A 26,900-nucleotide genomic window follows, 5' to 3' on the forward strand; every position below is an offset into this window, starting at 1 on the left:
TCTTCCTTTAGTTCTTAATTAATGATAAAATATTTTCTTCTAGTTGTTTGTTGTATTCTCGGAATGCGTAAGGATGAGGCTCGTAAAGTCCGATAACTTCGGATTCCGCACCCTTGCTATCTTTTACCTTTTTCTTAATTAGAAAAAGTATATATTCTCCTTCTTGAGGGGCTGCTTTTAGCCATTTTCCGAATAGTTCTGGAAAGATCAAAAAAGCGATATCGAACTTTTGCGGGAGTTCTTTCCCGCCTTTTATGGATCTCAAAATTTCCACATTTGCAGTAACGGAGATGGAATTGGAGGAGATCTTACTTTCTTTCACGTTGGAAAGTTTTGCCAAAGCGATAAAGTTGGAAGAATTCACCTGAGATTCCAGACTAGGCGGCGGTGTTAATGCGGAAATAGGTGAGATGAATAATAGGATCAGTACGAATAGGACCGATACGAAACGTTTTTGCATTTGGAATGACTCCGGAAACAATTTGTTAACGCGGCTTTCCACTCTACTGGCGATCGGGAACCTTTTTCAAGGATTTTCCTTTGGAAAATAATTTATAGGAAATGGAATTTTAAACGGTTTTAGGGAACTTATTTTGCTCGGACGAGTAGGGAAGGTAGATCGATTGAATCCGGTTTTTCCGGAATTTTTGGAAAGATCCCTCTGATCTTAGGAGAATCGTCTACCCAGATGAGTGCAGTCTTATATTTTATTTCTCCACTTTCCGGTTGGACATACGCTTGTATACCGAATGCCCTTGCAAGTTCTAATGCAGCAGTTGAGTTGGCAGGTTTGAGTAAGAGTATCTTCTCACTTAGTTTACCGAATCTATCTTTTAGATCTTTGTGAGCGTCCTTTTCAGGAGTTAAACTAATAAAAACAAATTGAGAGTCGTTGGGGGCTGATTTATCGAACCAGTGTAGGAACTTCTCCAATTCCTCTAGATCGTTTTTGGAAGAGTCCAAAAATCCGAAATATAAAAAGCTTTGTTTTCCTGAGAAGACAGACTTTAAGGAAACATTCTCTTGGGTTTCTGCGAGAATTAAAGTTTCTACTGGGATATCCTTCTCCGCTTGGATCATTCCTGGATCGGAATGAGAAAAGAAGAACACGATAATCAGACTAGCTGCTACGCCGGTCAAAAAGAATTTCCAAGCCCCGGATTCCATCTCTAATTACAATGGACGAAAACTAGGGAGAAAACCGCAGCTTTATTCTTAAGAAATACCTTTGAATATATAAGGAATCTTATTCAGAAAAATATTTCCTGTGTGTAAAATATGGAAATATTTAGGCGGTTTAGAACGTCGGAATTAGTTATCGTCTAGCTCGAAATGGACTGGGACCCTATGATTCATACGAGTGGGTCTTCCTTTGGCATATCCAGGACTCCAACGAGCCAATCGGATCACTTTGACTGCCGCTTCTTCGAAACCGTATCCGCGAATGGAGGACTTGATAACTTTCGCGTTGATCAGATTTCCTTTCTCGTCTACTTGGACTTCTAGATAGATCATCGCATCGGAGATACCTTGTGCACGGGCATTCTCAGGGAAATAATCTCTCAAAGAAAAATCGATGATAGGAGTAGGGGCCTTATCTCCGTAAAAAGCGAATAAGAATCCGTCTTTGTCAGTACCTTCTCCGCTGATCTCATTCTCTTTAATCTCGTTCGGATCGGGATCTTTTCCTTCTTCGTTGGAACCTTCTACCCATTCGTTTGGATCTTTATGAGTAGGAGAAGTTTCTCCTCCAAGCAGTTCGGGAGGAATATCTTGGATATCTACTTCTACGTTCATCTCCAATTGTTCGGAATCTACGAATTCCTTTTCTTTGTGAGTGATATAGTAGTAAGTTAAGAACAGAAACAGGTGAAAAGCAAGGGATCCGTAAACACAAATCTCCCAAAGAGAAAGTTCCTTGAGCTTTTGAATTACGTCAGTCTTTACTTTTTCCAGAGTAGGATTCATTTCTCCGGATCACCTTTTAACAGATAATGCGATTTGGTGCACGCCGGCCTTTTTGATCTTTCCCATAGTCTCTGCTATTTTTCCATAAGGAAGGGAAGAATCAGCGGATAACGTGATCCTCATATTAGGACGGATCTTAGTCTCTCTTAGTAATTGGGCCTCTAGTCTAGGAAAATCAATTTCATTCCCTTCTAAGAAGATTTTTCCGTCTTTAGATAATGCCACCTGAACGGTTTTGGATAGATTCGCATCCACCGCATCCGCTTTAGGAAGATTGATATTGATTGATTCTTTTTTTAGGAAGTTTGCGGTAACCATAAAGATCACCAAAAGAACCAAAATTACGTCTACCATCGGAGTAATATTAATACTGCCGATTTCTTCTCCGTCGCCGGAAGAACTTTGACCTGCCATATATTCTCCTTTCTAGAAGTCCTCGGTTTAACCTTTCCGAGACAGGCTTGCTAAAAATTCTTTGGAAAGAATTTCCAGATTGGATTGGATGATTTTCAATTTTCTGGTGAAGTAGTTGTTCGCCATTACAACCGGAATTGCGACAGCAAGACCAACCGCAGTCGCGAGTAGAGCTTGTGAAATGGTTCTCATCACCACTTCTCCCGCTGCATTCCCCAAAGTTCCTAATTTATAGAATGCGCTAATAACCCCGAATACTGTTCCTAAGAGCCCGATGAATGGAGCGTTGTTCCCTAAAGTGTTCAGAATGGAAAGTCTGGTCTCGAAGCCGACTCTTTCTCCGATCATCTTTCCTTCCATCAATTCGCCCAAACTTTCTTTTCCACCTTTGGAATGTTCGGAGGAGAAGTCCGCGAATCTTGCGTAAACATTCTCCGGATAATTTTCTGAAAATTTAGGAGCTCCGGAAAGATCTCCCTTTCTTGCGGTTTGGATGATTTCAGGTAATACGAAGGAGGAGTCTTTCGTGTTTTTAACAAATATGATCGCTCTTTCTACTACAACGGCTACTGCAAGAACGCTCGCGATCGCCATGATCACGAAGATCGCCGTTTCCATGTACCCAATAGCATTTTCAAAACTCATTTTATAGATCCTTCTTAATTTCTGTTTTTTTGTCTGATACGATCCCAGTCATTCTGTTTTTGTTCCGAAATTTCGGACTTAAAGTTCTGGTTCTGGCGAATAAAGTTCTTTGCAATTTCTCACACAGCCGAGGGTCTCTACTCCGGAATTAGAAATCAGAAGGTCGGAACCTTCTTCGCTACAGTCGTTTTCCGATCCGACCTTGGACCAATATGCCTCGTTACAATTAAAAATACATTCTTGGGTTTTAGAATTTAGGCCGGACATTTGGTCTTGGGCCAATACTTGGCTGCAATAAGATTCATAATTTTTAGCGGAGCCTCCGGAGAATAATCCGGAAATTTCTAGTTCTCCGCTTCCGCTTAAATCCTGAGAAGTTTTTAAACAATCTTCCGCTTCTTGCATAGAAGACTTACATGCAGAAGATGGATTTGCGGAATAATTTAAGAGAGATTGTAAGACTAAAGTGCTTTCGCTAGACGCTTCCGGAGAATACTGAGAACAGTATGAGAATATAACTAGAGCGGAGAATAATCCGAACCAGTGTGTAGATACTTTTCCCAAACTCCGGACCTGCATTAGAACTTAACCTCGATACCTATATTAAAGAACGGAATGATCACACCACCCGGCAAAGGAATTGTTCCGAATGTCGGACTAGGACTTGGGTTCGTTTTGGAATAAGGTTTCGTATTATCGAAATCTTCTCCGCCCACGTTCTCTCTTAGGTATACGTTTACTATCTCCAGGAAGGTATTCACATACCCCCATTCATAATTGAAAAATCTATCGAAACGGATGTCAAGTCGATGATAAGGCTTTAATCTACGACTATTGATATATTCTCCCAGGGCAGGGTTATTGGCGTATTGAGGCACCCAGTAGGTTTGGCCGTTTGCAGGGTTACTGAACCTTCCTCCGTCATCCCCTACGATAGGCGTAAACGGCCTGCTGGTCAAGTAGGACCATCTGGCACCGAACTGCCATTCTTGGCTCCATCTCCAGCCGAAGACCATATTGATCACATGGGTCCTGTCATAGTCGTATAATGTCTCTTTAGAATTCTTATAAAACTCTGCTGCAATCTGGGTCTCTTGAGAGCTCAAAGGAGCCGAACCCGGATCAGGGGTGAATATATTATTATTTCTGAATGTTTGGGACCAAGTGTAGGTAATCCAACCGAACCAGTTCCTGGTTCCTGGACGGGAGTTTTTACGAAGCACTAATTCGTAACCTCTGGACCAACCGGTTCCACTATTGGAGTAGTTTAACTTTTTGTTTACGATAAAAGGTTGAGCGATTCTGCCGTATGGGTCCGGATTTGTTCCGATTGCATCTGTGATATAAGGATCATCCACGATCAGGTCGGAGTATTCTTGTTTGAAGAGCTCTCCTTTGATCTGATAATCTCCTGCCAGAAGTTGTTCGATACCACCACCATACTTGAATACCTTTTCGAAATCTAGATGAGGGTTCCCACTATCCTTATTAAATCTTGTGTCCAGAGGGAAGCGGAAGAAATTACCTCCACCCCCAAAGATGGTGGTTCCTTGTCCGAACTTATAGGAAGCCTGGGCTCTTGGACCGAATGCGCTATTATTCACGTAAGGAATATAATCGTATCTCATTCCCGGTTCAATTTGTAAACCGCCGAGTTTAATCTTAGTAGTTAGATAACCGTTATAATATGATCCTCTTGCTTTGATATCTGTCGGGATAGTAGTGAAGTCAGGACTCTGAGTATCATAGGGATTCGGACTTAAATTATTCGGATCTGATTGGATAATACTGGAACCGGTAGAATAGTAATTCAGCACTCTGTATTCGGTTCCAAACTCAGCACTGAAATATTTGTTTGGATCCCAGAAAGCATCCTGACGTACACCGTTATACGCACCGCTGGCCCTGTTCTTTCCTTGGATAGAACCGAATGCAACGTTAAAATCAGTAAAGGGATCGTAGCTGATCAAAGTGACACGATTGGAAAAAGTGTCGATCGGCTTCCAAGTATAACGTACTGCTTGGGTCCTGAATCCTTGTCCCGAGGAAATACTCGCACCTGCAAATGCGGCTGTGGAATCATTCGCCGGGTCGTTCTGGTATTTGGCAGGGAGATTTGCCGCAAAGTCATCTTTTGAATAGAAGGAATGGAAAGAGACCTGATGATGTTCGTTAAAATTATGAACAAACTTTACCTGAGAGTCCACGAATCTAGGAAGTCTGAGTCCCTCTGGAAAGTCTGCTCCTAGGGCGGAAGTCAAACCTTGTACAAATCTGTCCAAGTATCCCACACGAGCAGAAGCGATCAGATAACCTTTTCCACCGAAAGTAGGGCTCATATAACTGATACTACTAGACCAAGCGGAGATGATCAGGTTTTTCTGGGACTTGTCTACCTTATCCACTGTATCTATATGAATGACCCCACCCAATGCGTTATTGAAATTTGCTGGGAACACACCTGTGTAAACGTCAATGGATTTAATCAGGTTGGCGTTTACCACCGCACTCAATCCATCGAAGTGAAATGGATAAAGAATAGGAAGGTCGTCCACTAAATATAAGTTCGAGTTCGGATCGGAACCCCGGATCACGTAATTGTTTGCACCACCACCGAATGCGGCAGAAGGCACCACGCCCGGAATAGTTTCCAATGCACGTAAAGGCTCGCCGAAAGTACCGGGCATCCTTTTGATCTCTTCGTATTTGATTGTGGTTCTGGAAAGTATTGGCTTATCTCTTTCTGCGGAAACTGTGATTGTACCCTTAGGCTCCTTTGTTTTAGGAGAGCCTACAGAAGAATCCGAACCTGCATCCGTATAAAGAGTAACTGTTTGGCCTGAGGCTTCGACGTTACCTTTGATATCCTGCATATCTTCAATTTTTAAGATGCGGAAAGTATAAATGCCTGGAGAAGGTACAACAGCGTCGAAATAACCTTCCGCGTCTGTTCTATAGATCTTTTTGGTTTCAAAAAGTAAAACCTGGGTCTTAGCTTCTCCTTGATTTTTTTGTCTAGAGAATAACCTAGCTTTAAAGGTTACTTCTGCAAACAAATCCAAGGGAGCGATTGCCGCGAGAAAAGCGATTTTGATCAGGACTTTTTTTAACTTCATGGCAATTTAGGATCCACAAACACATCTTTAAAATTCAAATACCAAGGGATCTCTCCCGCAGGTTTATCATAGTAGATCCAAAGACAAACCACAGGATAAGAGTTGAAAGGGCATTCTGCCTTAGTGATCGCGATACTGCAAAGATCTAAATTTCTTCTTTGTACATCTCCTATCGCTACTGGGAAATTTGGTGGGATCGGGTCCCCACATTTTTTGGAAAGATATTCTGCCGCAGCATAGATCTGGCTGTTTGCGTCCCCTTGAGGAACCGTATCTTCCTGAACACAATCTATGAATAAAATACAAAAGAAGCTGAATACGAATAGTCGGGTTTTCATTTTTTACCCGCCTCGTTCGGACTTACAGAAGGAGAACCGATCACTGTACCTTTCACTTTCAGAACACTTATTGTGCCGACCGGAAAAAATAGGTGAGTCTCCTGCCAGTATTTTACCTTGATCAAACTTTTCCCTCCCGGGATCTTTTGAACAGCTTCACTAAGTGCATAATCCATATTTAATGGATTGGTGACCGGGATAAGTCCGAACAAAAAGAAAACGGAACTTTCTCCGCTAGAAACTCCTAATTCCATATAATCTTTGGAACGAATGATTGTAGCGGAATCTATGAGTTGGGTACTTGTTACTCTGCCTCCCACATCGGTTCGGCTAAAAGTACCGGAGCATGCTTCGACCGTTAAAAAAATAAACGAGAGCAAAATATAGATTTGGATCCGAATCATAGGAAGCCCGAATTAACGGCCTTTCTTTCTCGGGTCCGTAGGTTCTTCTTCGAATTTGATCGCTTCTGCCGAGATATGAAGTCGATTGATAGTGAAGAAGAGTAGGATGGTTTTATCTGTCCAATATCTGACATTGATCAAAGCATCCGCTTCCTTTTCCTTTTTTAGTTCCTCCAATAGTTGGTCGATCGGAGGTTCTCCTAAAGGAATTCCAATTATAGCTATATCAAAAGTGAACCAGTGCTTCGTACCTTCCACCGGAGAGACCACTTTATATTTTTTGTCTGCTACCGGGACAGTGCTAGTGGCAAGTCCCGCGCTAGAAGTAGCACAAGATGCCAGCAATGCTGTAAGTACGATGGATAAGACTAGCCCGTAAATACGAGGTTTCATGTTTTTTCCTTTCCTGGGAACCGACTCAGGTCTAACTAAATTTCTTGTTAGAACAGAGACTTTTCGCGATTGAGGTTCAATCTTTAGTATCCACCATCAATCTCCCAAAAGACATATTTTCCAAGAAAAAAAATTCCACCCGGAACCAGAATCACTATGATGTGGTCGGGACAAACATCGTTTATGAGGGAGAATATATTACAAAACCATGATTGTTTGGTTTCGTCGAATATTTAAATTTGATTATCTTCGTTCTTATAATACTTCACAAGTCTGCGAGCGGTTTGATAAGAACCTGCCAGTCCTTGGGTTACAAGTTCTTCTGCTTTATGGAAATCATTTCCTAGCTTAGAAAAGAAATCATCCAGCAACATGGATTGAACCGATTCGTGTAACCAATGTTTGGCCTGTTCTTTTCTTTTTTTATCAAGATAGCCATTGTCTTTGATGGCTTGTATGAAGTTCAGAATTTCAGTCCAGATCTCGGAGATACCTTCTCCAGTAACCGCTGAGCATGTTCTAACCTCTGTTCTTATGCCTGATTCATGAGTGGGAAGAAAATGAACTGCAGAAATTGTCTCCGCTTTTGCCCGATTGGCTCTGCCCAGATTTTCTCCATCCGCTTTGGTAATAGCGATCATATCCGCCATCTCCATGATCCCACGTTTGATTCCCTGTAATTCGTCTCCCGCTCCTGCTATTAAAAGAAGAAGGAAGATATCCACCATAGAGTTGACTGCAGTTTCAGACTGCCCTACACCTACTGTTTCCACAAGTACTGTATCGAATCCAGCAGCTTCGCATAGAAAGATGGTCTCTCTAGTTTTACGTGCGACTCCACCTAAGGAATCTCCGGAAGGAGAAGGGCGAATGAATACTTCCTTTCTACGGGAGAGAGTTTCCATTCTGGTCTTATCTCCCAAAATAGAACCTCTGGATAATTGCGAGGTAGGATCTATCGTAAGTACGGCGACCTTTCTACCTTGATCTATCAGATGATTTCCGAACGCTTCTATAAAAGTGCTTTTGCCGACTCCTGGAATACCTGTGATGCCCACTCGGATACTTTTGCCGGAATGAGGTAAACATTTTTCTAATATAGCTTCTGCAAGTTCTTGGTGAGAATGTAAGGTACTCTCCACAAGTGTGATTGCTCTGCTTAATAAAACGATATCTCCGGAGAGAATTCCTCGGGAAAAAGTTTCCGCATCCGGAAGGCTCTTCTTTTTGACGGAGCCTCGGATATGGGTATCTTCTTTTCCCTCGGTTTCGGGCATGAGTAGATTATCCTTCTACACTCTTGATCAGAAGTTCTAGGATCTCTGCGCCTGCTTTGGAGATCTTGGTTCCAGGTCCGAAGATCCCGTTCACTCCTGCTTTATACAAGAAATCATAATCTTGCTGAGGAATAACTCCACCTGCGATTACAAGGATATCTTCTCTTCCTAGTTTTTTGAGTTCTTGGATCACCTGAGGAACTAGGGTTTTATGACCTGCAGCGAGGCTCGAAACTCCGAGTACATGCACGTCGTTTTCTATGGCTTGTTTTGCCGCTTCTCCAGGAGTTTGGAATAGAGGGCCTATATCGACGTCGAATCCCATATCCGCAAAGCTTGTGGAGATTACTTTTGCACCTCTATCATGTCCGTCCTGTCCCATCTTAGCGACCATGATCCTAGGCTGTCTTCCTTCCAATTTTGCGAATTTTGCCGAGAGTTCTTTTGCCTTTTTGAAATCCGGATCATCCATGATTTCCTCCGAGTACACCCCTTTGATCATATGAGTGACGGATTTATATCTACCGAATATTTTCTCCATAGCGAAAGAGATCTCGCCAAGGGTTGCTCTTTTTCTAGCTGCATGTACAGCAAGTGCAAGCAGGTTTCCGTTCCCTGTTTTAGCACATTCAGTGATCGCATCTAATGCTGCAGTAACTGCTGCGTTATCTCGATTTTTCTTAAGTTCATTTAGTTTGCGGATCTGAGATTCTCTTACTGCAGTATTATCAATGTCCAGGATTTCCAAAGGATTTTCTTTGGAAGGACGATAACGGTTGATCCCTACGATCACATCTTTACCGGAATCGATCCTTGCCTGTTTACGGGCAGCGGCTTCTTCTATCCTCATCTTAGGAATTCCGGTCTCGATCGCTTTCGCGATACCGCCCAGTTGTTCCACTTCTTGGATGAGTTCCCAAGCCCTTTCCGCTAGTTGCGCAGTCAAAGATTCCACATAAAAGGAACCGCCCCAAGGATCTACGACTCTATGGATATTGGTTTCTTCCTGTAAATAGATCTGAGTGTTTCTTGCGATCCTTGCGGAGAAGTCGGTAGGAAGTGCGATCGCTTCGTCTAACGCGTTCGTATGCAAAGACTGAGTATGTCCAAGCGCTGCAGCAAGAGCTTCTATACAAGTTCTTCCTACGTTATTGAAAGGATCTTGTTCAGTTAAACTCCAACCGGAAGTTTGGCAATGAGTTCTAAGTGCAAGAGACTTGTTGTTTTTAGGATTAAAAGTTTTCACAAGTTTTGCCCAAAGAAGTCTTCCTGCTCTCATCTTGGCGATTTCCATAAAATGGTTCATACCGATCGCCCAGAAGAAAGAAAGACGAGGCGCAAAACTATCCACATCCATTCCCGCTTTGATACCGGTGCGTAGGTATTCCAACCCATCCGCCAGAGTATAAGCGAGTTCAATATCTGCAGTTGCTCCAGCTTCTTGCATATGATAGCCGGAGATTGAGATCGAATTGAACTTAGGCATGAAGTCAGTGGTATATTTGAAAATATCCGCAATAATCCTCATAGAAGGTTCAGGAGGATAGATATAAGTATTTCTTACCATGAACTCTTTTAAGATATCGTTCTGGATAGTACCTGAAAGTTGTTCCGGTTTTACTCCTTGTTCTTCCGCAGCTACAATATAAAAAGCGAGTGTTGGTATGACAGCACCGTTCATTGTCATGGAAACCGACATTTGATCTAAGGGGATCTGGTCGAAGAGTATCTTCATATCCAGAACCGAATCGATCGCCACTCCCGCTTTTCCTACATCACCTAAAACTCTTTCGTGATCGGAGTCGTATCCTCTGTGAGTTGCCAAGTCGAATGCAACAGAAAGACCTTTTTGTCCTGCTGCTAAGTTTCTACGATAGAATGCGTTGGATTCTTCTGCAGTGGAAAAGCCCGCGTACTGACGAATGGTCCAAGGTTGTTGGACATACATAGTAGAGTAGGGTCCTCTTAGGAATGGAGGAATTCCAGCGGCATAGTCCAAGTGTTCCAAGGATTCCACATCTTTAGGAACGTATACTGGCTTGACTGGAACTTTTTCAGGAGTATTCCAAATCGTATCTTCTAATTTAGAAAGTCCTAATTCGTCCAAGGCTTCTTTGGACCAGGATTCGAATTTAGTATCGCTATTTACTGGAGTTCTGTTGGGGGAAAATGTAGGTCTTTTCATTGGATTCCCAGCCTCTTTTGAAGATCGGAAAGTGTTTCTAGTAGATTGGATCGAACATGGATAAATCCGTTTACACCTGCAGATTCCAGTTCGGAAAGAATTTCTTTTGGATAACCGGCCACGAGTGAGATAGGCTTTTGATTTAATTTGGGAAGGACTTCCTTCACATAAGAAGTTACTTCTTCGTCGGAACTACAGAATACTATCATCTGTGGGTTTTCTTTTTGGATGCCTGCAATCGCTTCTTCGGAGGTTTCGTAACTTCCCGGATCGATTACATTAAATCCTGCACATCCTAAAAAGTTGAGAGAGAAGATCGCTCTTGCCTTCTTCATTTTCAGGTCACCCAAAGGAAGAAGAAGTACTTTTACAGAAGTTTTGTTCTGGGCTTCGTATCTTTCCGTTTTCATCCGGATCTCTTCGATTGCATCTCCTGCAAAAAACTCAGGGATTTTAAGCACTTTAAGTTCGTTAGAAGTAGAAGGGATTTCCACAGACTTGATATTTTTATTTAAGTCTTTGTTCTGGATCTTATCCTTAGGATTTGGATATTGGGTGGTCCCAAGGAAGATCTCTTTACGAGTAGAGTAATTTTCTTCTTTCTTCTTTCTGGATTCTAAAATGGAATTTTGGATCTTTCCGGACTTCAAAGATTCTAAGAATCCGCCGTCCTTCTCCACTTCTGTGAAAAGTTTCCAAGCTTGTTCAGTGATCTGGTCTGTGATTGTTTCTATGTAATAAGAACCGGAAGAAGGATCCGCAACCTTATCCAAATAAGATTCATGTTTTAAGAGTAACTGCACATTTCTTGCGATCCGAAGAGAGAAAGAATCAGCTGGCTGCAATAAATGATCGAACGGAAGAACATTGATGATCTCTGCTCCACCGATGGCAGCAGAGATTGCCTCCGTGGTACCTCTTAAAATATTATTATGAAGATCATAGATCCCGTAATTGTATCTTGCGGTTTCTGCCTCGATAAACGGAAGAGAAGCTTCTCCCTTATCGGAAGAATAAGAAGAAAAAATTTCCGCCCAAAGAGTTCTTGCCGCTCTGAACTTAGCGATCTCTAAGAAATAATCCGGACCGATTGTAAATTGGAAGATAGTCTGGGAGTTTACTATTTCCGGAGAGACTCCTAATTCTCCCAATCGATACAAATACTCGGAGCCTAAAGCAAGAGTATAAGCAAGCTCTTGAACAATCGTGGAGCCGCTGTCCCTAAATGTAGAGGAATGGATAGTCAATGCGCGGAAATTTTTCCATTTTCCAGCAAGTTCTGTCAGGATAGGTTTCAGAGTTTCCGGACCATGTCCGCCTGAATGACTTTGTCTTGCGAGAATTCTATACGGATCGTAACCTAGTCCGCCCACAAGAGTTTTGTTTTTAGGAAGCCAGGAATAAAGTTCGGGCGATCTTTCTTCCGCTACGAAATGAAGAGTGATCTCGTTAAGAGGTAGGTCAGCGAGTAAGAAAGCGAGATCCTTTTCATTCTTAATTTGGATCCCTTTTCTTCCGGAACCCACATCTGCAAGCACAAGGCCCAATGCGGAAACCCCGTTGGAGACGGCTTCTATTGCTAATTCTTTTGCGGTTTTGAGATCTGGAGTATCGATATCTTGCCTGATACTCCAATCGTTTGTAAGTTTACGAGTAGATCTAAGATAAGGAAATTTTCCGGGCAGATTGGAAAGGAGCCATTCCTTTCCTTTTAGATTTTCTTTTCTATAAAACGGCTGGATCTTAAATCCTTCTTGGGTTTCCCAAACCAGTTTTTTTTCGAAATCCGCACCTTTAAGATCCTTTTGGATTAGGTTCGTCCACTCTTCGGTAGAAACCGGTGGAAATTCGGAGAAAAGTTTTTCTGATGCCATTCTATTTGCCGTCAGGCTCCTTTTTTCGTTTTAAGATAATGAGGTATGGAAGCGAGTATGGAAAATAATAGAGTTCCTACGATCACCACCAAAGAGATCTCAATAGATACATGGATCACTCTTCCGAAAACATATCCGGAAAACGCAGGAAGAAGAAGTTTTACTCCCACAAACGCAAGTAGAAGTGAAACTCCTTTTTTTAGATACACGAACAGTTCCATTACTCCTCCCAAAAGGAAGAACAAAGATCTGAGTCCTAGGATCGCGAATACGTTAGATGTATAGATGATAAAACTATCTTGGGTAATGGAGAAGATCGCAGGAATAGAATCGATCGCGAAAAGAATATCGCTGAATTCCACAACGATCAATATCAGGAAAGTAGAAGTAAAAAGAGTTTTTCCATGTTCTTTTACCAAAAACTTTTCCGGATGGAATGTTTTGGAGATAGGAAGAACTTTGCGAGCGTACTTCAGAAGTTTCATTTCTTCCGGATCGAAATCTTCTTCTTCGTCATGGAAGTACATCTTCCATGCGGAGTAGAGAAGTAAGATTCCGAAAAGGTATAGGATCCATTCAAATCTAGAAACTAATTCAGCGCCGGAAAAGATCATTGCTGCTCGGAAGATCAATGCGCCTATAATCCCCCATTTTAAGATCATGGGTTGGTATTGGGACTGTATCCTGAACTTTGCAAAGATCATGATGAACACGAAAAGATTATCCACAGAAAGTGAATATTCCAGAAGATATCCCGCTAAGAATTCCAGGGTCTTTTGTTTTGCAAGTCCGGGGTTACTCGGGTCTTCGTGGAAGATATAAACTAAAAGAGAAAAACTGAAAGCAAGAGTGACCCAGAACAGAGTCCAGTAACCCGACTCTCTGAGAGAGAGCTTATGGGCTCTTTTATTCATTACGAATAGGTCCAAATAAATCAAAAGGCCTACCACGACAGAAAAAATAAGAAAAAGTGTAGAATCTTTTTGGCTAAACGAGATCATCGCTGCTTCCGGGGCCCAATTTGGGCCTTTGAAAGACAGGTTCCTCGGTTTGATCTGGAAGACAATCCCAAATCGCCGGGTGTTTGGAGATTAGGAGCTCTTAATGATTTATATTATATTCCCAATTTTGGCCCTGGTTCATTTAGGAGTTCTATTTTTAGGTTCAGACATATTTCTACTTCGTTTGATTTCCAAAATTGTTCCTATTCTATATTTAATCGCGTTAAGTGTGGGAGAAGGAAGATGGAAAACCAGAGTAGGGATTTGGCTCGGTATCGGTTTGGTATTTTCACTCGGAGGAGATACGATCTTAGCTTTCCCCGACAAATATTTTGTTTTCGGTTTGGGCAGTTTCTTAATCGCTCAGGTAGCATATTCCGTTAGCTTTTCTTGGGGAAATCCAGTACATTTCTTAAGATTAATCCCTTATGTTCTTTTCGGTGTTTCTTATTTTTATTGGCTTCTTCCTGGGATTGCACCTGCGTTAACCATTCCAGTTGCGGTTTACGTGTCAGCAATCTGCGTAATGGGTTGGAGATCCGCGGCTAGAGAAGTTTCTTCGAGAGACAGATGGTTGGGAATTTTGGGAGCGATCAGTTTTATTATTTCCGATTCTATCATCGCGCTCGGACAATTCACTCCGAACAAACTTCCTTTCCACGGAGTTTGGGTGATGTCGACTTACTATATAGCTCAATTTTTGATCTATCTTTCCCAAGAAGAAGAGGAATAAAATAGAAAAAATTATTATTGAACCGACTTGAAAATCCCCTAGAATTGTCGCGACCGGAGTATGCAGAATGAGTATTAAACCTTTAAAAGAAACTACATTTTTAGAAGCCGTGGCGGCTGCGATCCAGCATGAGAAGGACTACTTCGAATTTTATATGGATACGTACGAAAAACTCCCTCCGGGAAGAACTAGGGAATTATTCGAAAAGCTCGCAGAGGAAGTGGATGAACATATCAAATTCATCCAAGAGATCTATCAGGTAGCAGAAGGCGCCGAACTTCCGAACTTAAAACAATTGGCTGCAATTCATAAATTCCACCAAACCACCATCCAAAAGATCATGAATAAGGTGGAACGTACTATTATCAGTGGTTCCGGATCCAAGGACGCTCACGAGGCTCTCGAACTCGCGATCAGAGAAGCGGAGAACTCGGTAGCATTCTACGAAAAGCTCACCACTAAATTCGAAGATTCGAATATTAGACTATTGTTTTCTAAGCTCATGGACTACAGCCATAATTACCAATCCTTGCTCGAAGCTGAGTTGAATACATTCGACCAGACTAGTTCCGCAGGCGGAGCTTACTTCTGGGACGAACAAGCGGAAGAGGTAGCAAAAGCTGTAGGGAATTCTAAGCCTAACAATAAGGTTTCTAAAGGGCTGAAACCTTCTAAACCTGTCAAAAAAGCTGCGGCTAAAAAAGTAGTAAAGAAGGCTGCTCCTAAAAAAGCTAAGGTCGCGGCTAAGAAAAAGCCTGCCCCTAAAAAAGCTGCTCCCAAGAAAAAGGCCGCTTCCAAAAAGAAAAAGTAAGAACTAGAAAACCGGGAACTTTGTTTCCCGGTTTCGCCTTTGGCTCGGAGTTTAAACCTTTTGGAAGAAGTTCTTAAAAAAGAAGTTTTCCCTGCTAAGGACAGATCCAATCTAGCCCCGAGATGAAAACGAATCCTAGTCCGGATTGGACCAAACTACAACATTTATACCCGATAAACCGGGAAATGATCTGGTTAAACAATTGCGGGACCACCCCCGTAAACACGGACACGATCCATGCGGTAAACGAATACCTGCAAGGTTATGCTACAAGAGGTGGCCAAACCGATGTACGCAGATACCCAACTGTTAAAAAAGTGATCCGTACCATTCTTGCTGAATTATTAGGCGTGGATGCAGAAGAACTTTCTCTGATCCATCATACAAACGAAGGGATCGGATTTATTTCCCTAGGTTTGAAACTTAAAGCAGGGGATCGTATCCTTCTTTTGGAAAACGAATATCCTTCTAATATTTATCCTTGGGAACATTGGAAAGAAAAAGGGGTCTCCATTTCTTTCGTACCTATGTCGGAAACTCCGGATGGATTTTTAGAAAACTTAAAATCTTCTATCACTCCGGATGTAAAAGTAGTGAGCCTTTCTGCAGTGCATTGGTGCACTGGAATGCCTTTCCCATTGGAAGAGATCGGAAGTTATTTGGCCGAAAAAGGGATAGAGTTCGTTTTAGATGGGGCCCAAGGAGTGGGACTTCTTCCTGTACGTCCTAGAGAAATGGGGATTTCTTATATGGCATTCCCTGCTTGGAAATGGTTACTCGGGCCTTTAGGACTTGGGGTTTTGTACATTGCTAAGGAAAAGTTAGAAGGCCTAAATTTCCCATTTAAAGGTACCGGTTCCGTAGTAAACGACGAAGTGTATCTACCTTATAGAGAAGAGTTAAAAGGTACAGATCGTTATGAAATTTCTACGGTGAATTTTATAGATTGGGTCTATTTCCAGTCCACATTAGAAATGCTTCATAAAGTGGGTTTTCATAATTCTATGGAAAGAATTTACGAACTCGCAGATTATCTTTCCGACAAACTCAGAGATGCAGGTTGGAAACTTGCTTCGGACCATTTTCCCGATTTTAAAACCGGGATTGTAGTCGCAGAAAAAGAAGGAGAGTCCATGGAAAACATGGTATCCGATCTCAAGAAGAACGGAGTAATGTGCGCGCTTCGATTGGGAAGGATACGTTTTTCTCCTCATATTTATCTGGCCAAGGAACAATTGGACAGGGTAGTGGACCTTCTCTCGAGATAATCTGTGGCGTCCATTTTCGAAAAGGCGGCCCTATTATTTCCACTCTGGGTGGTTTGCGGTGTGACACTCAGTTGGTTTTTTCCTTCAGTCCTTCATGGATTTAAGGGACCTTGGATCACTTACAGTTTAGGACTGACTATGCTCGGGATGGGGATCAGCCTAAGAACGGAAGATTTTACAAGAGTATTTAAGGCTCCTAAACCGATCCTGATCGGTGTGATCGGCCAATATACGATCATGCCTTTGACAGGTTGGTTTTTGGGGAACTTCTTCCAACTTCCCGCTCCTTTGGCGGTAGGTATTATAGTAGTTTCCTGTTGTCCCGGGGGAGTTGCTTCTAATGTAGTTTCCTTTTTAGCAAGAGGGGACCTTGCACTTTCAGTTACAATGACTGCGATCTCCACAGTTTTATCTGTTCTCATGACCCCGCTTCTCACCTTGTTTTTGGTAGGGAATAGTGTAGGTGCAAACGCCTCCGGTCTGTTTTTCGATACAGTCCAGGTAGTGATCCTGCCGGTGATCTTAGGAATTTTATTAAATCGTTATACTCCTAAATTTGCGGAGAAGGTGAAAATCGTTTCTCCTTTGATTGCAGTGATCCTAATCACTCTGATCGTTGCCTCCATCATAGGTTCCGGAAAAGAAGCAGTGATCCGTTCCGGATTTCATTTGATCTCTTCTGTATTTTTGCTTCATATTTCAGGGTATTTTTTCGGATATTGGGCAGCTTACTTTGGGACCAAATCTTTTGTAGTAGCTCGTACAGTTTCTATAGAAGTGGGGATGCAAAACAGCGGATTGGGTGCAGTTCTCTCCCGGAACAATTTTTCGGACCCTTTGGTGGCAATTCCCGCCGCAATTTCCAGTTTTGTGCATTCTTTGATCGGAAGTGTTCTCGCAGGGATCTGGAGAAGGTCCGTTCCCCAGGAAGAAAGGGAAAAATCGCTAATTTCAGCCGATCTTCCTTGATTTTTGGCTATCCTTTTTTTTTATAGCATAATCAGTCCGAATAGGGTAAACTGAGCGGCCAAAATTCTGGTCTAATCGGTGGATTCCTATTTGGGCCAATCTTAGCTAAGAGTATCATCCGTCATGAGAGAGATCATTAAGCTTTCTTGCCAGGTTTGTAAGAAAAATTCTTACTTCCAGACAAAGAACAAAAAGGCGAAATCCGAGAAGTTGGTAACGAAAAAATTTTGTAAATTTTGCCGTGCCCACGTCGAACATAAGGAATCCAAGGTATAATTCCAAATCCAGATGGTGACTAAAAAAGCTGCATACGATAAAAAGGTCCTGAGCGAAATATCGGACCTTCTAATGGAGAGAAAAAACTCTCTATTGGAGAAGTATGCGAAGTGGGAAGATAATAGCAAACCTTCCGGCCTGAAAGAAATGGGAGATATCGCAGATATCGCGTCGGAAATCAACGAAGAGATGTTGAGTTCCGTTTTAACCGAGTCGGAGATCGAGACCATCCGAGAAATCGACGTGGCTCTCGAGAAGATCGAGGACGGTTCCTATGGCATTTGCGAGGGGACCGGCAAAAAAATTCCTTTAGCCAGACTGAAGGCAATCCCTTGGACTCGTTATACTGTAGAATACGCCGAGGCTGTTTCCAAACACAAGGCTTCCGGCAAAAAAGGTCCACTTTCCACTACCCTGACTGGGACCTATAAAATTCCGTCCGATCCAGATTCTCTGGACGATTAATTCTCCGCACCCGATCCAGCCTATTTTTTTGGATTGAAATCTACTCGTTTTCGGCGAGCATTTCCAATTCGTGCCAAATCTTTTCGCCCGATTGAGGCCTCTTAAAACTCCTACCTTTCTTACACTGATTTTAACAGTGATCTTGTCCTACCTATTGCTGCGTTGGACACTTGTAGTAAGAGATCCGGATGGGAACCTGGGAATTGTATGGATCCAGTTCCTAGCTGGATTACTTCCCAATCTCCATCATAGAAAGTCCGGTAGAATGTTCACTGCTGCATTCGCGCTACTTTCTCCTGGGTTATTGCTTTATGGAGAGGGTGGATATTTATACCTATCTGCTCTATTTGCAGGAGCGATTTTCGGGATATTCCTAAGACAATATATCTCCACTTTTTACGGTCATCCCGCGAACGACGACGATCCTGTATTAAGATATTTTTATATAAACCGTCCTTATAAGAATTCTTTGGAGTTCACTAAAAATCCTAGAACTGCGTTTTTAATCTTAGCAGTATTTTTGCTTTTAGATCGACTGCTTGCCTATTTCGGAACAGATCCTCTGACTTCTTGGATCTTGCAGGATACTGAGTATTCTTCCGGGATCTCTTCTAAGTATGCGTTTGCATTGAGCTTGGACAGTATAGGTTCTTGGTTATCGGCATTCTTATACTTCTTTGCAGAAGAAACAAGTTCTCATGATACGGACCCTCCTGGAAAACATTGGAGAACCGGGATCACTGCAGGATTCACTGCGAATTTAATTTTAGGCGCGATCCAAGGACTTGCTCCTTCTACCGATTTTCCTTTTACGGCAGGGAATGCGGAAACATTTGGAGTCTCAGCATTCTTTCCGGATGCTTCTTCTTTCGGAATTGGAATGCCTATATTATTCGGATTTTTCTTTTACCAGATCCATAGTAGGAACTGGAGGATCTCTTCTAGAGTTCTATTAAGTATTGCAGTATTTATTTCGCTCGGCCTAGCGGGAAGATACCAAAGCTCGGGTTATTGGCTTCTGATCATTTTCCAAACTGCTTTGGTGGTAGGACTTACTTACCAAAGGGGATTCAGAAATCCGATCTGGAAATATTCTTTTATTCCATTCGTAGTTCTTGGGACTATCTCCGTTTTGGTAGGAGTCTATTTTATCGGAGGAATGGATTGGTCCTTCACTCCTTGGCAGTTGATCCGAGAAGATGCGTCTAACGCATGGACCAAGGGCAAAACCTTCTCCAAAATGCTGGAGATCTTCTGGAAGGACGGTTGGGTACAAACCCTTTCGGCCTGGAATTGGTTCAAAGAAGCTCCGATATTCGGACAAGGATTCGGCGGATTTGCTCTGCATTGGATCGAGTCCGGACCAAGAGGTGCATATCCTCCAAACGGGACTCAGGACTTTGCATTAACTTCTTGGGTGTTTCTACTTTCGGAAGGTGGGATCTTATTCTTCCTTCTGTTCTTTGTTTGGGTGGGTTTGGAGTCATTTACCAGGACTTCTTATTGGTTTTTACCACTTCTATTCTTTCCTGTTACATTCTTCGAACCTTGGACCAGCGGAGCTGGAATATTAGGTTTTCTGTTACTATGGTTTTTGAGCGCTTCCGGACCTTCTACCCGAACCTTGCCAAAATGGTGGATGGTTCCTGCTTTCAATCTGGTTTGCCTGCTATTCGGTTTGGGACTTACAGCAAAAGCGTTTATCCGGCAATCTTCTCAATTGCAAGGACCGGAATTCAGATACGAAGAAAGAAAGACTTACCAGCTTTCCGCAAAGGCAAAATTCCAAGAGAAGGCTGGGGGAAGATATCACACTTTTCGTTCAGGAACGTCTTGGGTCTTGGGTGATAAAGGAAATATCAGCATCCGTATTGCTTTGGAAGAAGCACCTAAAGCAGGAAAACCGGTTTATATTCGTTGGATCTTCTCGGATCAGAATGGTGTAGAATTACAATCCAGAAGCACTCCTCTGAATGCTACAGTGAACCAAGTAGGTTTAGGGGTTCCTGCAGGAGCTAAAACATTAACTGCAAAGGTGATGAGGATTTCCTGGTACCAAGCAGGACCATCCGAGTTCTATATTGGAACGGATGATTTTGACGGTCTGAACCGGATCCGTTAAGCTTTTATCCCGGAAAAAGCATCTAATGTATTTCTAAACTGCTGTTTGATCCGTATAAACCATCTCCATGCCAAAAGTCCCCAAGGGATCCGGGGGAATCTGTACAGAGCACCGCTTTCATGGTTTGGATCTTCCGGTCTGAAATTTTTCCAAACTGGAACTACAGGTATCTTCTCAAAATTTCTTCCAGCTATATAAAAGGAAACGGTCGTTTCTATATTTAGTTCCGGCTCTCGGATCACCGGAGAATAAAAACCTTTTCTAGAAAGTGAATAGGCAAGACTGGGTTCTTCATCTCCTTCTGGGCCTAAGTTTACGGAAAGGAATAATGGGATTTTCAAAATCCTTTCTCGGAAGAATGACGGATTGATCATACCTCTTAGCAGGAACAAAAACCCGAGCCAGGCAGGATATTCCATGAATAAAGTGATAAATTCTAAAGAGGTGATATTTGCCAGATAATATGGGATCCATTCCGGAACGAATAGATAGAAGTTCAAACAGAAGATAGGAACTCCAAATAGGATTACGGAGATAAATGATCTAATCGTAGAAAGATCTCTTAATAAAGGAATTTCTTTTATATTCTCTTTGGATTGTGCCGCTCTCAACCAAGAATCGTATCTGGAAAATTTGCGGATCATTGAATAATCATCCACATACAGATTTTCTGCCTGTAATAATTCGAATGGGAGCGTCACTTCTGCCTGGACAACCAGTAATTCTAAGGTCAAAAAGGAAAGCCCTAGGATTAAAGGGATGTATACGGTCCCGAGGCCCCCTTGTATTAGCAGAAAGTTATACAATCCATGAAGTATTACCAAAAAAGAAAATGCGGAGATGAGATCTAATCCGGAAAAATTTCCTTTTCTAGATTGCAGGAATTTTAAAATGAAAAATCCTAATATACCTCCGGAAAAAGTATGTAAAGGCAAAGAAGTCCCTGATCTAAGTAGTCCCTGCCAAAAATCCAGTTTAAAAGAATAGAATACATTCTCTATACAACCGAAGGAAGCACCTAAAGTAAGACCGAAATACAATCCGTCCGCAAGGTTGGAGGAATTTTTCATCTGTTTTAAGAATAAAAAGATCAGGATTGCTTTGGAAGTTTCTTCCGGAATAGCTCCTATGAGCATTGCCTTGGAGAAAGCGGGATAATTTTGGAATAAGTCGAATACTCCCACTTCCCAAGCAAGAGCGATACCAGTTGCGATCATCCCATAAAAGAATGCAAGTTTTGTGAATGTGCTTCCTTGCCCGGAGTAGTAGGTCTTACGGTAAAAGTCCCAATAAAACCATGCGGCGAGAATTGCAGAGATCGGTTTGCCTAATAAGATCCAGTTTTCCATTCGCTTATAGTCCGGCCCAAAAACTTAGGTAACAGGTCGATACCGAGTTCCGGGCTTCAAGAGCCTAGAAGGCCCTAATAAAAAAGGCGTCGCTCGACAATTTTAAGCGACGCCTTTCAATCCGCAACTTTTGTAAGCGGAGTTCGTTATCTCTACGCGACTAAACTTTGTTTTTTTCTCAGGAAATAAACCGCAATTCCACCTGCGATGACTAATCCCATCGCATAGAAGATCGCAAATTTTTTCACTGAAAGAAACAGATAACCGAGTAGGCTACTATCACTTGGAACAGGGAATACTTTGGACTCGTTGGTCACATCATAGTACCAAGTTTTGTATTCTTTTCCACCGGAAGACACCCAAAGATTGAACTCTGAATATCCTGATTCGGAATCCTTTCTAATATCGTATTTTTCATACGGATATTTCCAAGCGCCTGGAACCAAGATTGCCCAAGGGAATCCTGTGTTATCCAGATACTTATCCGTTCCGTTATTGTTCTTATACAATCCAGGGAAATGGATCTCTTGTTTTGTATTGAGAACATAGGCATACAGATCGTAAGGGAAGGATCCAAGTTTCGCTCTTTCTACAGGAGCATTGAATACGATCTCTACAGTTGCGACAAATCCAGGTTTGAACACATCCCCAGGGTGAACGTTTTGACCTCTGATCGTTTTGTTAGAATCATCGAAGATCTGGTAACCTGATTTCAAGTTCGCGGCAGTAACACTTACAGTGTTCGTTGCAACTTCAACTTTTCCGTCCGCTTGGGTCAGTTTATAAGTGATAGAAGCTCCTACATCCACAGGCAACTTGATAAACAATTGGTGTCTATAACCTGCGCCTTTAGCTACGTGTTGGTAAGTTCCTTTCAGTCTTACGATCTTTCCAGAAGAGTTTAGATCTTCTTTATTCTTAAATTGGATCACATAATCGTTTAAGTCTGCATCACCTGCGGAAGGATACGAGTCTTCAAATGCAACGGTGAAAACTCCTTCTGCAGGATAAGTTACTTCGGTAGAACGGGTCGCATCGTTCGGATAAATATCAGTATCGTCTGGAACTCCGTCGCTGTCAGTATCCGCAATTTGGGTAGCAGGAAGATTGACTTCATATCTGATAGTTCTGTTGATCCCAAGAACTGAGTCCAAACTTACGTACTGAGAAATGGATTCTCCGCCGATCGAAATATCTATAGTAATATTTCCTACGGAAGTCGGAACAGTTAAGGTCCCGGTTACTTTTCCGGAAGAATCGGAAACACCTTGGAATAGTATATTATTGTTTTCATCATATACTAGGACAGTAGCTCCCGAAACCACATTAGACTTCTTATCCAAAACGGTAAGGTTTAAAGGAATATTGATCGTAGTATTGTAGTTAAAACTAGGTTCTCCTTTTGGATCTTCTACCACGACTACAGCTACAGTAGGTGTTCCAGAAGAATCTCCCGATCCTGATCCATTATTGGAACCGCTTCCTGTATCGGAATTAGAACCCGTGTTTGAGTTATCAGAAGATCCTGAGTTTCCGCTATTAGAAGACCCATTCGATGCACTGGAATCTCCGGAAGAAGAGGAAGAATTCGAAGAACCGCTGGAAGAAGAATCGTTAGAGCCAGAATTACCACTGGACGCAGTATTGTTTCCCGAATCAGAAGAAGAGCCCGAGTTAGAGCTGGAGTTTGAATCAGAAGATCCAGAACTGCTACTTCCTCCATTGGAGGATCCGCTATTATTACTTGCAGTGTCGGAAGGAGATCCAGACGTATTAGAAGAATCTGAAGTATTCGAATTGGAAGAAGTTTGGTCAGAAGAACCGGACGATCCGCTGTTAGAACTGCCACTTCCTGAATTAGAATTGGACGGGGTAGTGGTAGAACCTCCACTATTATTCGTACTATCCGCAGGTGGGGTCACAGGATTTCCGGAACCATCTCCTGGAACAAATACTACTCCAGGACTACCGCTATTTCCCGGAACCCCTCCGGTTGCGGTATGTTGGCTTCCTAGGAAAAAAAACGGTAATAAAAGGCCATTCTTCTTATGGCCGCAGTTGTAAACGAACCCGGCAATTATTGCCAAGGCTAGGAACTTTTTCATGAAGGGTCTCCCCACTCTAATCTCTTTACCTTAAGGAGACGGGGTGAAAAGGATTGGTACTACGGTCGAAAAGGTTTTTTTCCTATATGAAGTACGCTATTCCCAAATACAAAATTGGTATATCTGACCTTCTCGAAACCTATTTGTTCCAATTTGGATTTTAAACCTTCTTGGTCCGGATAATAAAGAGAAGAAACCGGCAAATAATCGAACATCTCGTTTTTGCCTCCCCAGAGTACATAACCGAAAAGAGGAACAATTCTGAAAAAATAAAAATCGGCGAATGCTTTTATAAAAGGATTTTTGACCTTTCCCACGTCCAGGTTGGCGAATACCCCTCCGGGTTTGAGCACTCTATAAATTTCTGACAATGCTTTGTCTAGGTCGTTCACATTCCTTAGACCAAAACCGATGCTGACTGCGTCCAGGCTTTCACTTTTGACCTGGGAGAGATTGGTTGCATCTCCCCATTCTATCTTGACTCTACCTTGGTTGATCGGTTTTTCGAGTCTTGTTTTTGCGACTTCTAACATGTTTTCAGAGAAGTCCAAACTTAGTAAAGATTCCACTCTTAGAGATCTTTCCAGGCGGACGGAAATATCTCCTGTCCCGCAACAGAGATCTAAAACTCGGATGGACCCCTTGGTTTCAGTTTCGATCTCTTCTACCAGTTTATTCTTCCAAGATCTATGCAAGAAGAAGCTACTACAATCGTTGAAACGATCGTATTTGGAAGCGATCTTATTGAAATTTACTCGAACGAAATCGGCCTTCGTATCTGAAGAAGGCATTTGAAAAGAGGCCATTTCCCTCAGGATTTTGACGGATCTATAAGGCGCAAGAGGGATTTGGATTTTTGTTCGGATGACAGAAAGTAGAAGTGTCCGTATTTTGGAAAAACGATGAAAGACCTAGGCTTTCTGCAAGGATTGGATTGGGTTTCAAGCCTAATCATTCTTCTTTCCGTTTGGAATCTTGGAACGTTTATCCATGTGTGGAGCATTCTTCCTAAAAGAAAAGAATCCTTAAAACAGAACTTTTTAACTGAAAACAATCCTTCCATTTGGGAAGAAAAACTTTCAGAAGTATTATTCCCGATAGAAACCAAACTTTCCTGGATGAAACACCTGGCAGGGATCTCGACAATGCTTGGACTTTTAGGAACTGTACTCGGGATTTCCGAAGCATTCTCCTCGTTGCAGGCAGCGGGAACAGTTAGCTTGGATGCGTTTGCCGGCGGGATCAAACTCGCGCTCGTAACCACTATCCTGGGTTTGTTCGTCGCAATCCCTTCCTTATTCGGTTTCCAATTTTTAAAACATAGATTATTGGATTTGGAAAGAGAAGCATTGTCCTGGCTAAAGATCCCACCTAGGTGAAATTGATGAGAAAGTCGATCCTAAAGGAAGAAGATCCAGGAATAGACCTGACCAGTTTTATAGACGTAGTATTTATACTTCTAGTTTTTGTGATGTTGGCAGTCAGCTTCAGAAAGGAGATCCGATCCATTCCATTAGAACTTCCTAAAGTAGGGCAGGGAGAGGATCCGAAAGGAGAAAGAGTAGAATTTGCACTTTTACCTGACGGTACTTATAGAATAGGAGAGGAAAAAATCCAGAAAGCAGTCTTGGAAGAAAAACTAAGGCAAGGACTGGTCAGAGAAAAAGAAGTCAGATTTTTTGCGGATAAAACTGCGAACTACGAAGAGATCGTAAAATTATTGGATTTATTAAGTAGGGGTGGAGCTTCTTCCCTAGAATTGGCTGTCCAAGGCCAGAAGTGATATTAAAGATCCTTTAACTTAGGATTATTCTTGTGGCGATCCTTGTCTCGGGTCGTATTCTTTTCCAGGGTAGCCTTAAAAGCTTCTTCCATGGAAATTCCCATTTGGTTGGCAAGACAAGTTAGAACAAAAAGTATATCCCCTAACTCTTTAGACAGGCCTTCCGGATCTTCTCCCTTTTTGAAAGATTGGTCCCCGTATTTTCTTGCAACGAGTCGGGAGAATTCTCCCACTTCTTCCATGAGAATGGCTAGGTTTGTTAGTTCCGAAAAATATTTAACCCCAATGGTTTTGATCCAATCATCTACCGTCTTTTGGGCTTCGTCGAAGTTCATTTCTTTTTAGGAAGATTTCCTTTTTCCTGCAAAAATTCCACCAGAAATCTAGTGGGCTCCGCATAACATCCGCCACTGAGATGATGAGGATCTATGAATTTTTGGCATTTCATTCTGGAACGATATTCTTCCATATCCAATACCAAAGTTTCCGGATATTCTTGGATCAATTTATTTCTTAGATCTATCCATTCTCGGAAGAATGCGGCGGATCTGACTTTTTCGGAGAATGTGGAGTATAATAAAGGAGTCCATAAAACTACTTTAATATGATTCTCTCTCGCGGTTTTCAAAAAATTCCTTAGGAAGTATTCTTGGACCTTAGAACTTCTGAAATTCTTATAAGACTCGTTAAAGATCCTTTCGGATTCAGAGCCCAATTTATCTTCGGGAGTATTCGCCAAAAGTCCGTTCGGGATACCTCCCTTAAACTTGTCCGATTCGTTGATCAGAATATCGCGAATGAATACAAGTTGTTGGACTTCTCCCGGATTTTTGATCCTAGAAAATGCTTCTTTGAATCTAGGAGGAAATACGGAAGTCCGGAATACTCTCGCTTTTAGAAAGCTATCCCATTCGTTTGTGGAGAATATATCCCAGTATCTCAAGAAAAAAGGAAAATCATAAGAATAACGTAATGGATATCTATTTGCGAAATCAGTTCCCGAATCCGGATAATATTCCAGGATTGCATAGTCCAAGGGGATCTTTCTTTTCAGAAGTTTTTCTAAAGTGAAGTTATGAAAAGAATAAGGAGCAGAAGGCCCGGAAAGATTGTATACGATCAGACCAGGACTTTCTTTTTCAAATTCTACTAAGGAAAATTCTCCCATATGAGAAGTGCCGAAGAATGTGAGCACCTTTTGGTCTTCTTTTTTGGAATCGGTTTCTTTCTTCATAGTGGAAAGAACCTTATCTTTCATATTATAAAAATAATATTCTGCACCTGTTTCAGTATAAGGTCTAACTTTTTCGGAAGAAAGGATCCTATCCCATACAATCAATAGAGCAGCGATCCCGAGAGGGATCCAAAGAATTTTGCGATATAACAAAGGAATTCTTTTCATAA

Annotated in this window: 28 protein-coding genes; 9 read left to right on the forward strand and 19 right to left on the reverse strand. The window is 42.1% G+C overall.

Going from position 1 to position 26,900, the window contains the following annotated elements; translation table 11 throughout:
- Positions 1–7: 7 nt before the first annotated feature.
- The 14 genes from LPTSP_RS18065 to LPTSP_RS18130 form a co-directional block, all read right to left on the reverse strand.
- A complete protein-coding gene (locus LPTSP_RS18065) occupies positions 8–460 on the reverse strand; it encodes an LIC_20196 family exoprotein (protein WP_108930142.1) in 453 nt (150 codons plus the stop codon).
- A gap of 128 nt (positions 461–588) precedes the next feature.
- The gene (locus tag LPTSP_RS18070) at positions 589–1,140 is read right to left on the reverse strand and encodes an SCO family protein (protein WP_245915632.1); all 552 of its coding nucleotides are present in this window, start codon (positions 1,138–1,140) and stop codon (positions 589–591) included.
- Positions 1,141–1,311: 171 nt separating this feature from the next.
- Positions 1,312–1,968, reverse strand: a complete 657-nt coding sequence (locus LPTSP_RS18075) for an energy transducer TonB (RefSeq protein WP_108930144.1) — start codon at positions 1,966–1,968, stop codon at positions 1,312–1,314.
- Between the two features lie 9 nt (positions 1,969–1,977).
- Positions 1,978–2,382 carry an ExbD/TolR family protein gene (locus LPTSP_RS18080; RefSeq protein WP_108930145.1) on the reverse strand — a complete coding sequence of 135 codons (405 nt, stop codon included), beginning with the start codon at positions 2,380–2,382 and terminating at the stop codon, positions 1,978–1,980.
- 27 nt (positions 2,383–2,409) lie between these two features.
- Complete coding sequence (locus tag LPTSP_RS18085; RefSeq protein WP_100710794.1) at positions 2,410–3,027, reverse strand: MotA/TolQ/ExbB proton channel family protein; 618 nt, start codon at positions 3,025–3,027, stop codon at positions 2,410–2,412.
- A gap of 78 nt (positions 3,028–3,105) precedes the next feature.
- Positions 3,106–3,591, reverse strand: coding sequence for a hypothetical protein (locus tag LPTSP_RS18090; RefSeq protein WP_245915633.1), 486 nt, complete (start codon positions 3,589–3,591; stop codon positions 3,106–3,108).
- A gap of 14 nt (positions 3,592–3,605) precedes the next feature.
- Complete coding sequence (locus LPTSP_RS18095) at positions 3,606–6,143, reverse strand: TonB-dependent receptor plug domain-containing protein (RefSeq protein ID WP_108930147.1); 2,538 nt, start codon at positions 6,141–6,143, stop codon at positions 3,606–3,608.
- Positions 6,140–6,481, reverse strand: coding sequence for a hypothetical protein (locus tag LPTSP_RS18100; protein WP_108930148.1), 342 nt, complete (start codon positions 6,479–6,481; stop codon positions 6,140–6,142). The genes LPTSP_RS18095 and LPTSP_RS18100 overlap by 4 nt, the downstream gene beginning before the upstream one ends.
- Positions 6,478–6,801, reverse strand: a complete 324-nt coding sequence (locus LPTSP_RS18105; RefSeq protein ID WP_439957027.1) for a hypothetical protein — start codon at positions 6,799–6,801, stop codon at positions 6,478–6,480. Before LPTSP_RS18105 ends, LPTSP_RS18100 begins: the two co-directional genes overlap by 4 nt.
- Before the next feature lie 96 nt (positions 6,802–6,897).
- Positions 6,898–7,278, reverse strand: a complete 381-nt coding sequence (locus LPTSP_RS18110; protein WP_108930150.1) for an LIC20211 family lipoprotein — start codon at positions 7,276–7,278, stop codon at positions 6,898–6,900.
- A gap of 233 nt (positions 7,279–7,511) precedes the next feature.
- The gene (gene meaB / locus LPTSP_RS18115) at positions 7,512–8,555 is read right to left on the reverse strand and encodes a methylmalonyl Co-A mutase-associated GTPase MeaB (protein WP_108930151.1); all 1,044 of its coding nucleotides are present in this window, start codon (positions 8,553–8,555) and stop codon (positions 7,512–7,514) included.
- A 7-nt stretch (positions 8,556–8,562) separates the two neighbouring features.
- Complete coding sequence (scpA, locus tag LPTSP_RS18120; RefSeq protein ID WP_108930152.1) at positions 8,563–10,740, reverse strand: methylmalonyl-CoA mutase; 2,178 nt, start codon at positions 10,738–10,740, stop codon at positions 8,563–8,565.
- The gene (locus LPTSP_RS18125) at positions 10,737–12,614 is read right to left on the reverse strand and encodes a methylmalonyl-CoA mutase family protein (RefSeq protein WP_108930153.1); all 1,878 of its coding nucleotides are present in this window, start codon (positions 12,612–12,614) and stop codon (positions 10,737–10,739) included. Before LPTSP_RS18125 ends, scpA begins: the two co-directional genes overlap by 4 nt.
- A gap of 11 nt (positions 12,615–12,625) precedes the next feature.
- Positions 12,626–13,615 (reverse strand): TerC/Alx family metal homeostasis membrane protein, encoded by a 990-nt coding sequence (locus tag LPTSP_RS18130; RefSeq protein WP_108930154.1) that lies wholly within the window; start codon positions 13,613–13,615, stop codon positions 12,626–12,628.
- Between the two features lie 103 nt (positions 13,616–13,718).
- Here LPTSP_RS18130 and LPTSP_RS18135 point away from each other — a divergent pair, with 103 nt between their 5' ends.
- The 7 genes from LPTSP_RS18135 (at position 13,719) to LPTSP_RS18165 (ending at position 20,259) form a co-directional block, all read left to right on the forward strand.
- Positions 13,719–14,348: a lysoplasmalogenase gene (locus LPTSP_RS18135; protein ID WP_108930155.1), complete on the forward strand. Its 630-nt coding sequence runs from the start codon at positions 13,719–13,721 to the stop codon at positions 14,346–14,348.
- A 67-nt stretch (positions 14,349–14,415) separates the two neighbouring features.
- Entirely contained in the window at positions 14,416–15,159 is a 744-nt protein-coding gene (locus tag LPTSP_RS18140) for a ferritin-like domain-containing protein (protein WP_108930156.1), read from the forward strand.
- Between the two features lie 122 nt (positions 15,160–15,281).
- On the forward strand, positions 15,282–16,427 hold the full coding sequence (locus tag LPTSP_RS18145; RefSeq protein ID WP_108930157.1) for an aminotransferase class V-fold PLP-dependent enzyme: 1,146 nt from the start codon (positions 15,282–15,284) through the stop codon (positions 16,425–16,427).
- Positions 16,428–16,430: 3 nt separating this feature from the next.
- On the forward strand, positions 16,431–17,396 hold the full coding sequence (locus LPTSP_RS18150; RefSeq protein ID WP_108930158.1) for a bile acid:sodium symporter family protein: 966 nt from the start codon (positions 16,431–16,433) through the stop codon (positions 17,394–17,396).
- A 123-nt stretch (positions 17,397–17,519) separates the two neighbouring features.
- Positions 17,520–17,672 (forward strand): 50S ribosomal protein L33, encoded by a 153-nt coding sequence (gene rpmG, locus LPTSP_RS18155; protein WP_010514486.1) that lies wholly within the window; start codon positions 17,520–17,522, stop codon positions 17,670–17,672.
- Positions 17,673–17,684: 12 nt separating this feature from the next.
- Complete coding sequence (locus LPTSP_RS18160) at positions 17,685–18,137, forward strand: TraR/DksA family transcriptional regulator (protein ID WP_108930159.1); 453 nt, start codon at positions 17,685–17,687, stop codon at positions 18,135–18,137.
- Between the two features lie 154 nt (positions 18,138–18,291).
- The gene (locus tag LPTSP_RS18165; protein WP_108930239.1) at positions 18,292–20,259 is read left to right on the forward strand and encodes a hypothetical protein; all 1,968 of its coding nucleotides are present in this window, start codon (positions 18,292–18,294) and stop codon (positions 20,257–20,259) included.
- On the opposite strand, the gene LPTSP_RS18170 is transcribed toward LPTSP_RS18165, so the two are convergent.
- The 3 genes from LPTSP_RS18170 to LPTSP_RS18180 form a co-directional block, all read right to left on the reverse strand.
- Complete coding sequence (locus tag LPTSP_RS18170) at positions 20,256–21,608, reverse strand: PrsW family glutamic-type intramembrane protease (RefSeq protein WP_108930160.1); 1,353 nt, start codon at positions 21,606–21,608, stop codon at positions 20,256–20,258. The genes LPTSP_RS18165 and LPTSP_RS18170 overlap by 4 nt on opposite strands.
- A 152-nt stretch (positions 21,609–21,760) precedes the next feature.
- A complete protein-coding gene (locus LPTSP_RS18175; RefSeq protein WP_108930161.1) occupies positions 21,761–23,713 on the reverse strand; it encodes an LruC domain-containing protein in 1,953 nt (650 codons plus the stop codon).
- A 59-nt stretch (positions 23,714–23,772) separates the two neighbouring features.
- A complete protein-coding gene (locus LPTSP_RS18180) occupies positions 23,773–24,504 on the reverse strand; it encodes a ubiquinone/menaquinone biosynthesis methyltransferase (RefSeq protein WP_108930162.1) in 732 nt (243 codons plus the stop codon).
- A gap of 111 nt (positions 24,505–24,615) precedes the next feature.
- Here LPTSP_RS18180 and LPTSP_RS18185 point away from each other — a divergent pair, with 111 nt between their 5' ends.
- Both LPTSP_RS18185 and LPTSP_RS18190 read left to right on the forward strand, forming a co-directional pair.
- Positions 24,616–25,092 carry a MotA/TolQ/ExbB proton channel family protein gene (locus LPTSP_RS18185; protein ID WP_100707512.1) on the forward strand — a complete coding sequence of 159 codons (477 nt, stop codon included), beginning with the start codon at positions 24,616–24,618 and terminating at the stop codon, positions 25,090–25,092.
- A gap of 5 nt (positions 25,093–25,097) precedes the next feature.
- Positions 25,098–25,496 carry an ExbD/TolR family protein gene (locus LPTSP_RS18190; protein WP_108930240.1) on the forward strand — a complete coding sequence of 133 codons (399 nt, stop codon included), beginning with the start codon at positions 25,098–25,100 and terminating at the stop codon, positions 25,494–25,496.
- Between the two features lie 2 nt (positions 25,497–25,498).
- Here LPTSP_RS18190 and LPTSP_RS18195 read toward each other — a convergent pair whose 3' ends face one another.
- Together LPTSP_RS18195 and LPTSP_RS18200 are read right to left on the reverse strand one after the other, a co-directional pair.
- Positions 25,499–25,831: a nucleotide pyrophosphohydrolase gene (locus LPTSP_RS18195; RefSeq protein WP_008588869.1), complete on the reverse strand. Its 333-nt coding sequence runs from the start codon at positions 25,829–25,831 to the stop codon at positions 25,499–25,501.
- A complete protein-coding gene (locus LPTSP_RS18200; protein WP_108930163.1) occupies positions 25,828–26,898 on the reverse strand; it encodes a DUF1574 family protein in 1,071 nt (356 codons plus the stop codon). Before LPTSP_RS18200 ends, LPTSP_RS18195 begins: the two co-directional genes overlap by 4 nt.
- Positions 26,899–26,900 lie beyond the last annotated feature (2 nt).

It is taken from the genome of Leptospira johnsonii (assembly GCF_003112675.1).
GTDB lineage: Bacteria > Spirochaetota > Leptospiria > Leptospirales > Leptospiraceae > Leptospira_B > Leptospira_B johnsonii.

Coding starts and splice junctions, on each gene's coding strand:
- LPTSP_RS18065 (WP_108930142.1), bottom strand. CDS start 460: ATGCAAAAACGTTTCGTATCGGTCCTATTCGTACTGATCCTATTATTC.
- LPTSP_RS18075 (WP_108930144.1), bottom strand. CDS start 1,968: ATGAATCCTACTCTGGAAAAAGTAAAGACTGACGTAATTCAAAAGCTC.
- LPTSP_RS18080 (WP_108930145.1), bottom strand. CDS start 2,382: ATGGCAGGTCAAAGTTCTTCCGGCGACGGAGAAGAAATCGGCAGTATT.
- LPTSP_RS18085 (WP_100710794.1), bottom strand. CDS start 3,027: ATGAGTTTTGAAAATGCTATTGGGTACATGGAAACGGCGATCTTCGTG.
- LPTSP_RS18095 (WP_108930147.1), bottom strand. CDS start 6,143: ATGAAGTTAAAAAAAGTCCTGATCAAAATCGCTTTTCTCGCGGCAATC.
- LPTSP_RS18100 (WP_108930148.1), bottom strand. CDS start 6,481: ATGAAAACCCGACTATTCGTATTCAGCTTCTTTTGTATTTTATTCATA.
- LPTSP_RS18110 (WP_108930150.1), bottom strand. CDS start 7,278: ATGAAACCTCGTATTTACGGGCTAGTCTTATCCATCGTACTTACAGCA.
- meaB (WP_108930151.1), bottom strand. CDS start 8,555: ATGCCCGAAACCGAGGGAAAAGAAGATACCCATATCCGAGGCTCCGTC.
- scpA (WP_108930152.1), bottom strand. CDS start 10,740: ATGAAAAGACCTACATTTTCCCCCAACAGAACTCCAGTAAATAGCGAT.
- LPTSP_RS18125 (WP_108930153.1), bottom strand. CDS start 12,614: ATGGCATCAGAAAAACTTTTCTCCGAATTTCCACCGGTTTCTACCGAA.
- LPTSP_RS18130 (WP_108930154.1), bottom strand. CDS start 13,615: ATGATCTCGTTTAGCCAAAAAGATTCTACACTTTTTCTTATTTTTTCT.
- LPTSP_RS18135 (WP_108930155.1), top strand. CDS start 13,719: ATGATTTATATTATATTCCCAATTTTGGCCCTGGTTCATTTAGGAGTT.
- LPTSP_RS18140 (WP_108930156.1), top strand. CDS start 14,416: ATGAGTATTAAACCTTTAAAAGAAACTACATTTTTAGAAGCCGTGGCG.
- LPTSP_RS18145 (WP_108930157.1), top strand. CDS start 15,282: ATGAAAACGAATCCTAGTCCGGATTGGACCAAACTACAACATTTATAC.
- rpmG (WP_010514486.1), top strand. CDS start 17,520: ATGAGAGAGATCATTAAGCTTTCTTGCCAGGTTTGTAAGAAAAATTCT.
- LPTSP_RS18160 (WP_108930159.1), top strand. CDS start 17,685: ATGGTGACTAAAAAAGCTGCATACGATAAAAAGGTCCTGAGCGAAATA.
- LPTSP_RS18170 (WP_108930160.1), bottom strand. CDS start 21,608: ATGGAAAACTGGATCTTATTAGGCAAACCGATCTCTGCAATTCTCGCC.
- LPTSP_RS18175 (WP_108930161.1), bottom strand. CDS start 23,713: ATGAAAAAGTTCCTAGCCTTGGCAATAATTGCCGGGTTCGTTTACAAC.
- LPTSP_RS18180 (WP_108930162.1), bottom strand. CDS start 24,504: ATGCCTTCTTCAGATACGAAGGCCGATTTCGTTCGAGTAAATTTCAAT.
- LPTSP_RS18185 (WP_100707512.1), top strand. CDS start 24,616: ATGAAAGACCTAGGCTTTCTGCAAGGATTGGATTGGGTTTCAAGCCTA.
- LPTSP_RS18190 (WP_108930240.1), top strand. CDS start 25,098: ATGAGAAAGTCGATCCTAAAGGAAGAAGATCCAGGAATAGACCTGACC.
- LPTSP_RS18195 (WP_008588869.1), bottom strand. CDS start 25,831: ATGAACTTCGACGAAGCCCAAAAGACGGTAGATGATTGGATCAAAACC.
- LPTSP_RS18200 (WP_108930163.1), bottom strand. CDS start 26,898: ATGAAAAGAATTCCTTTGTTATATCGCAAAATTCTTTGGATCCCTCTC.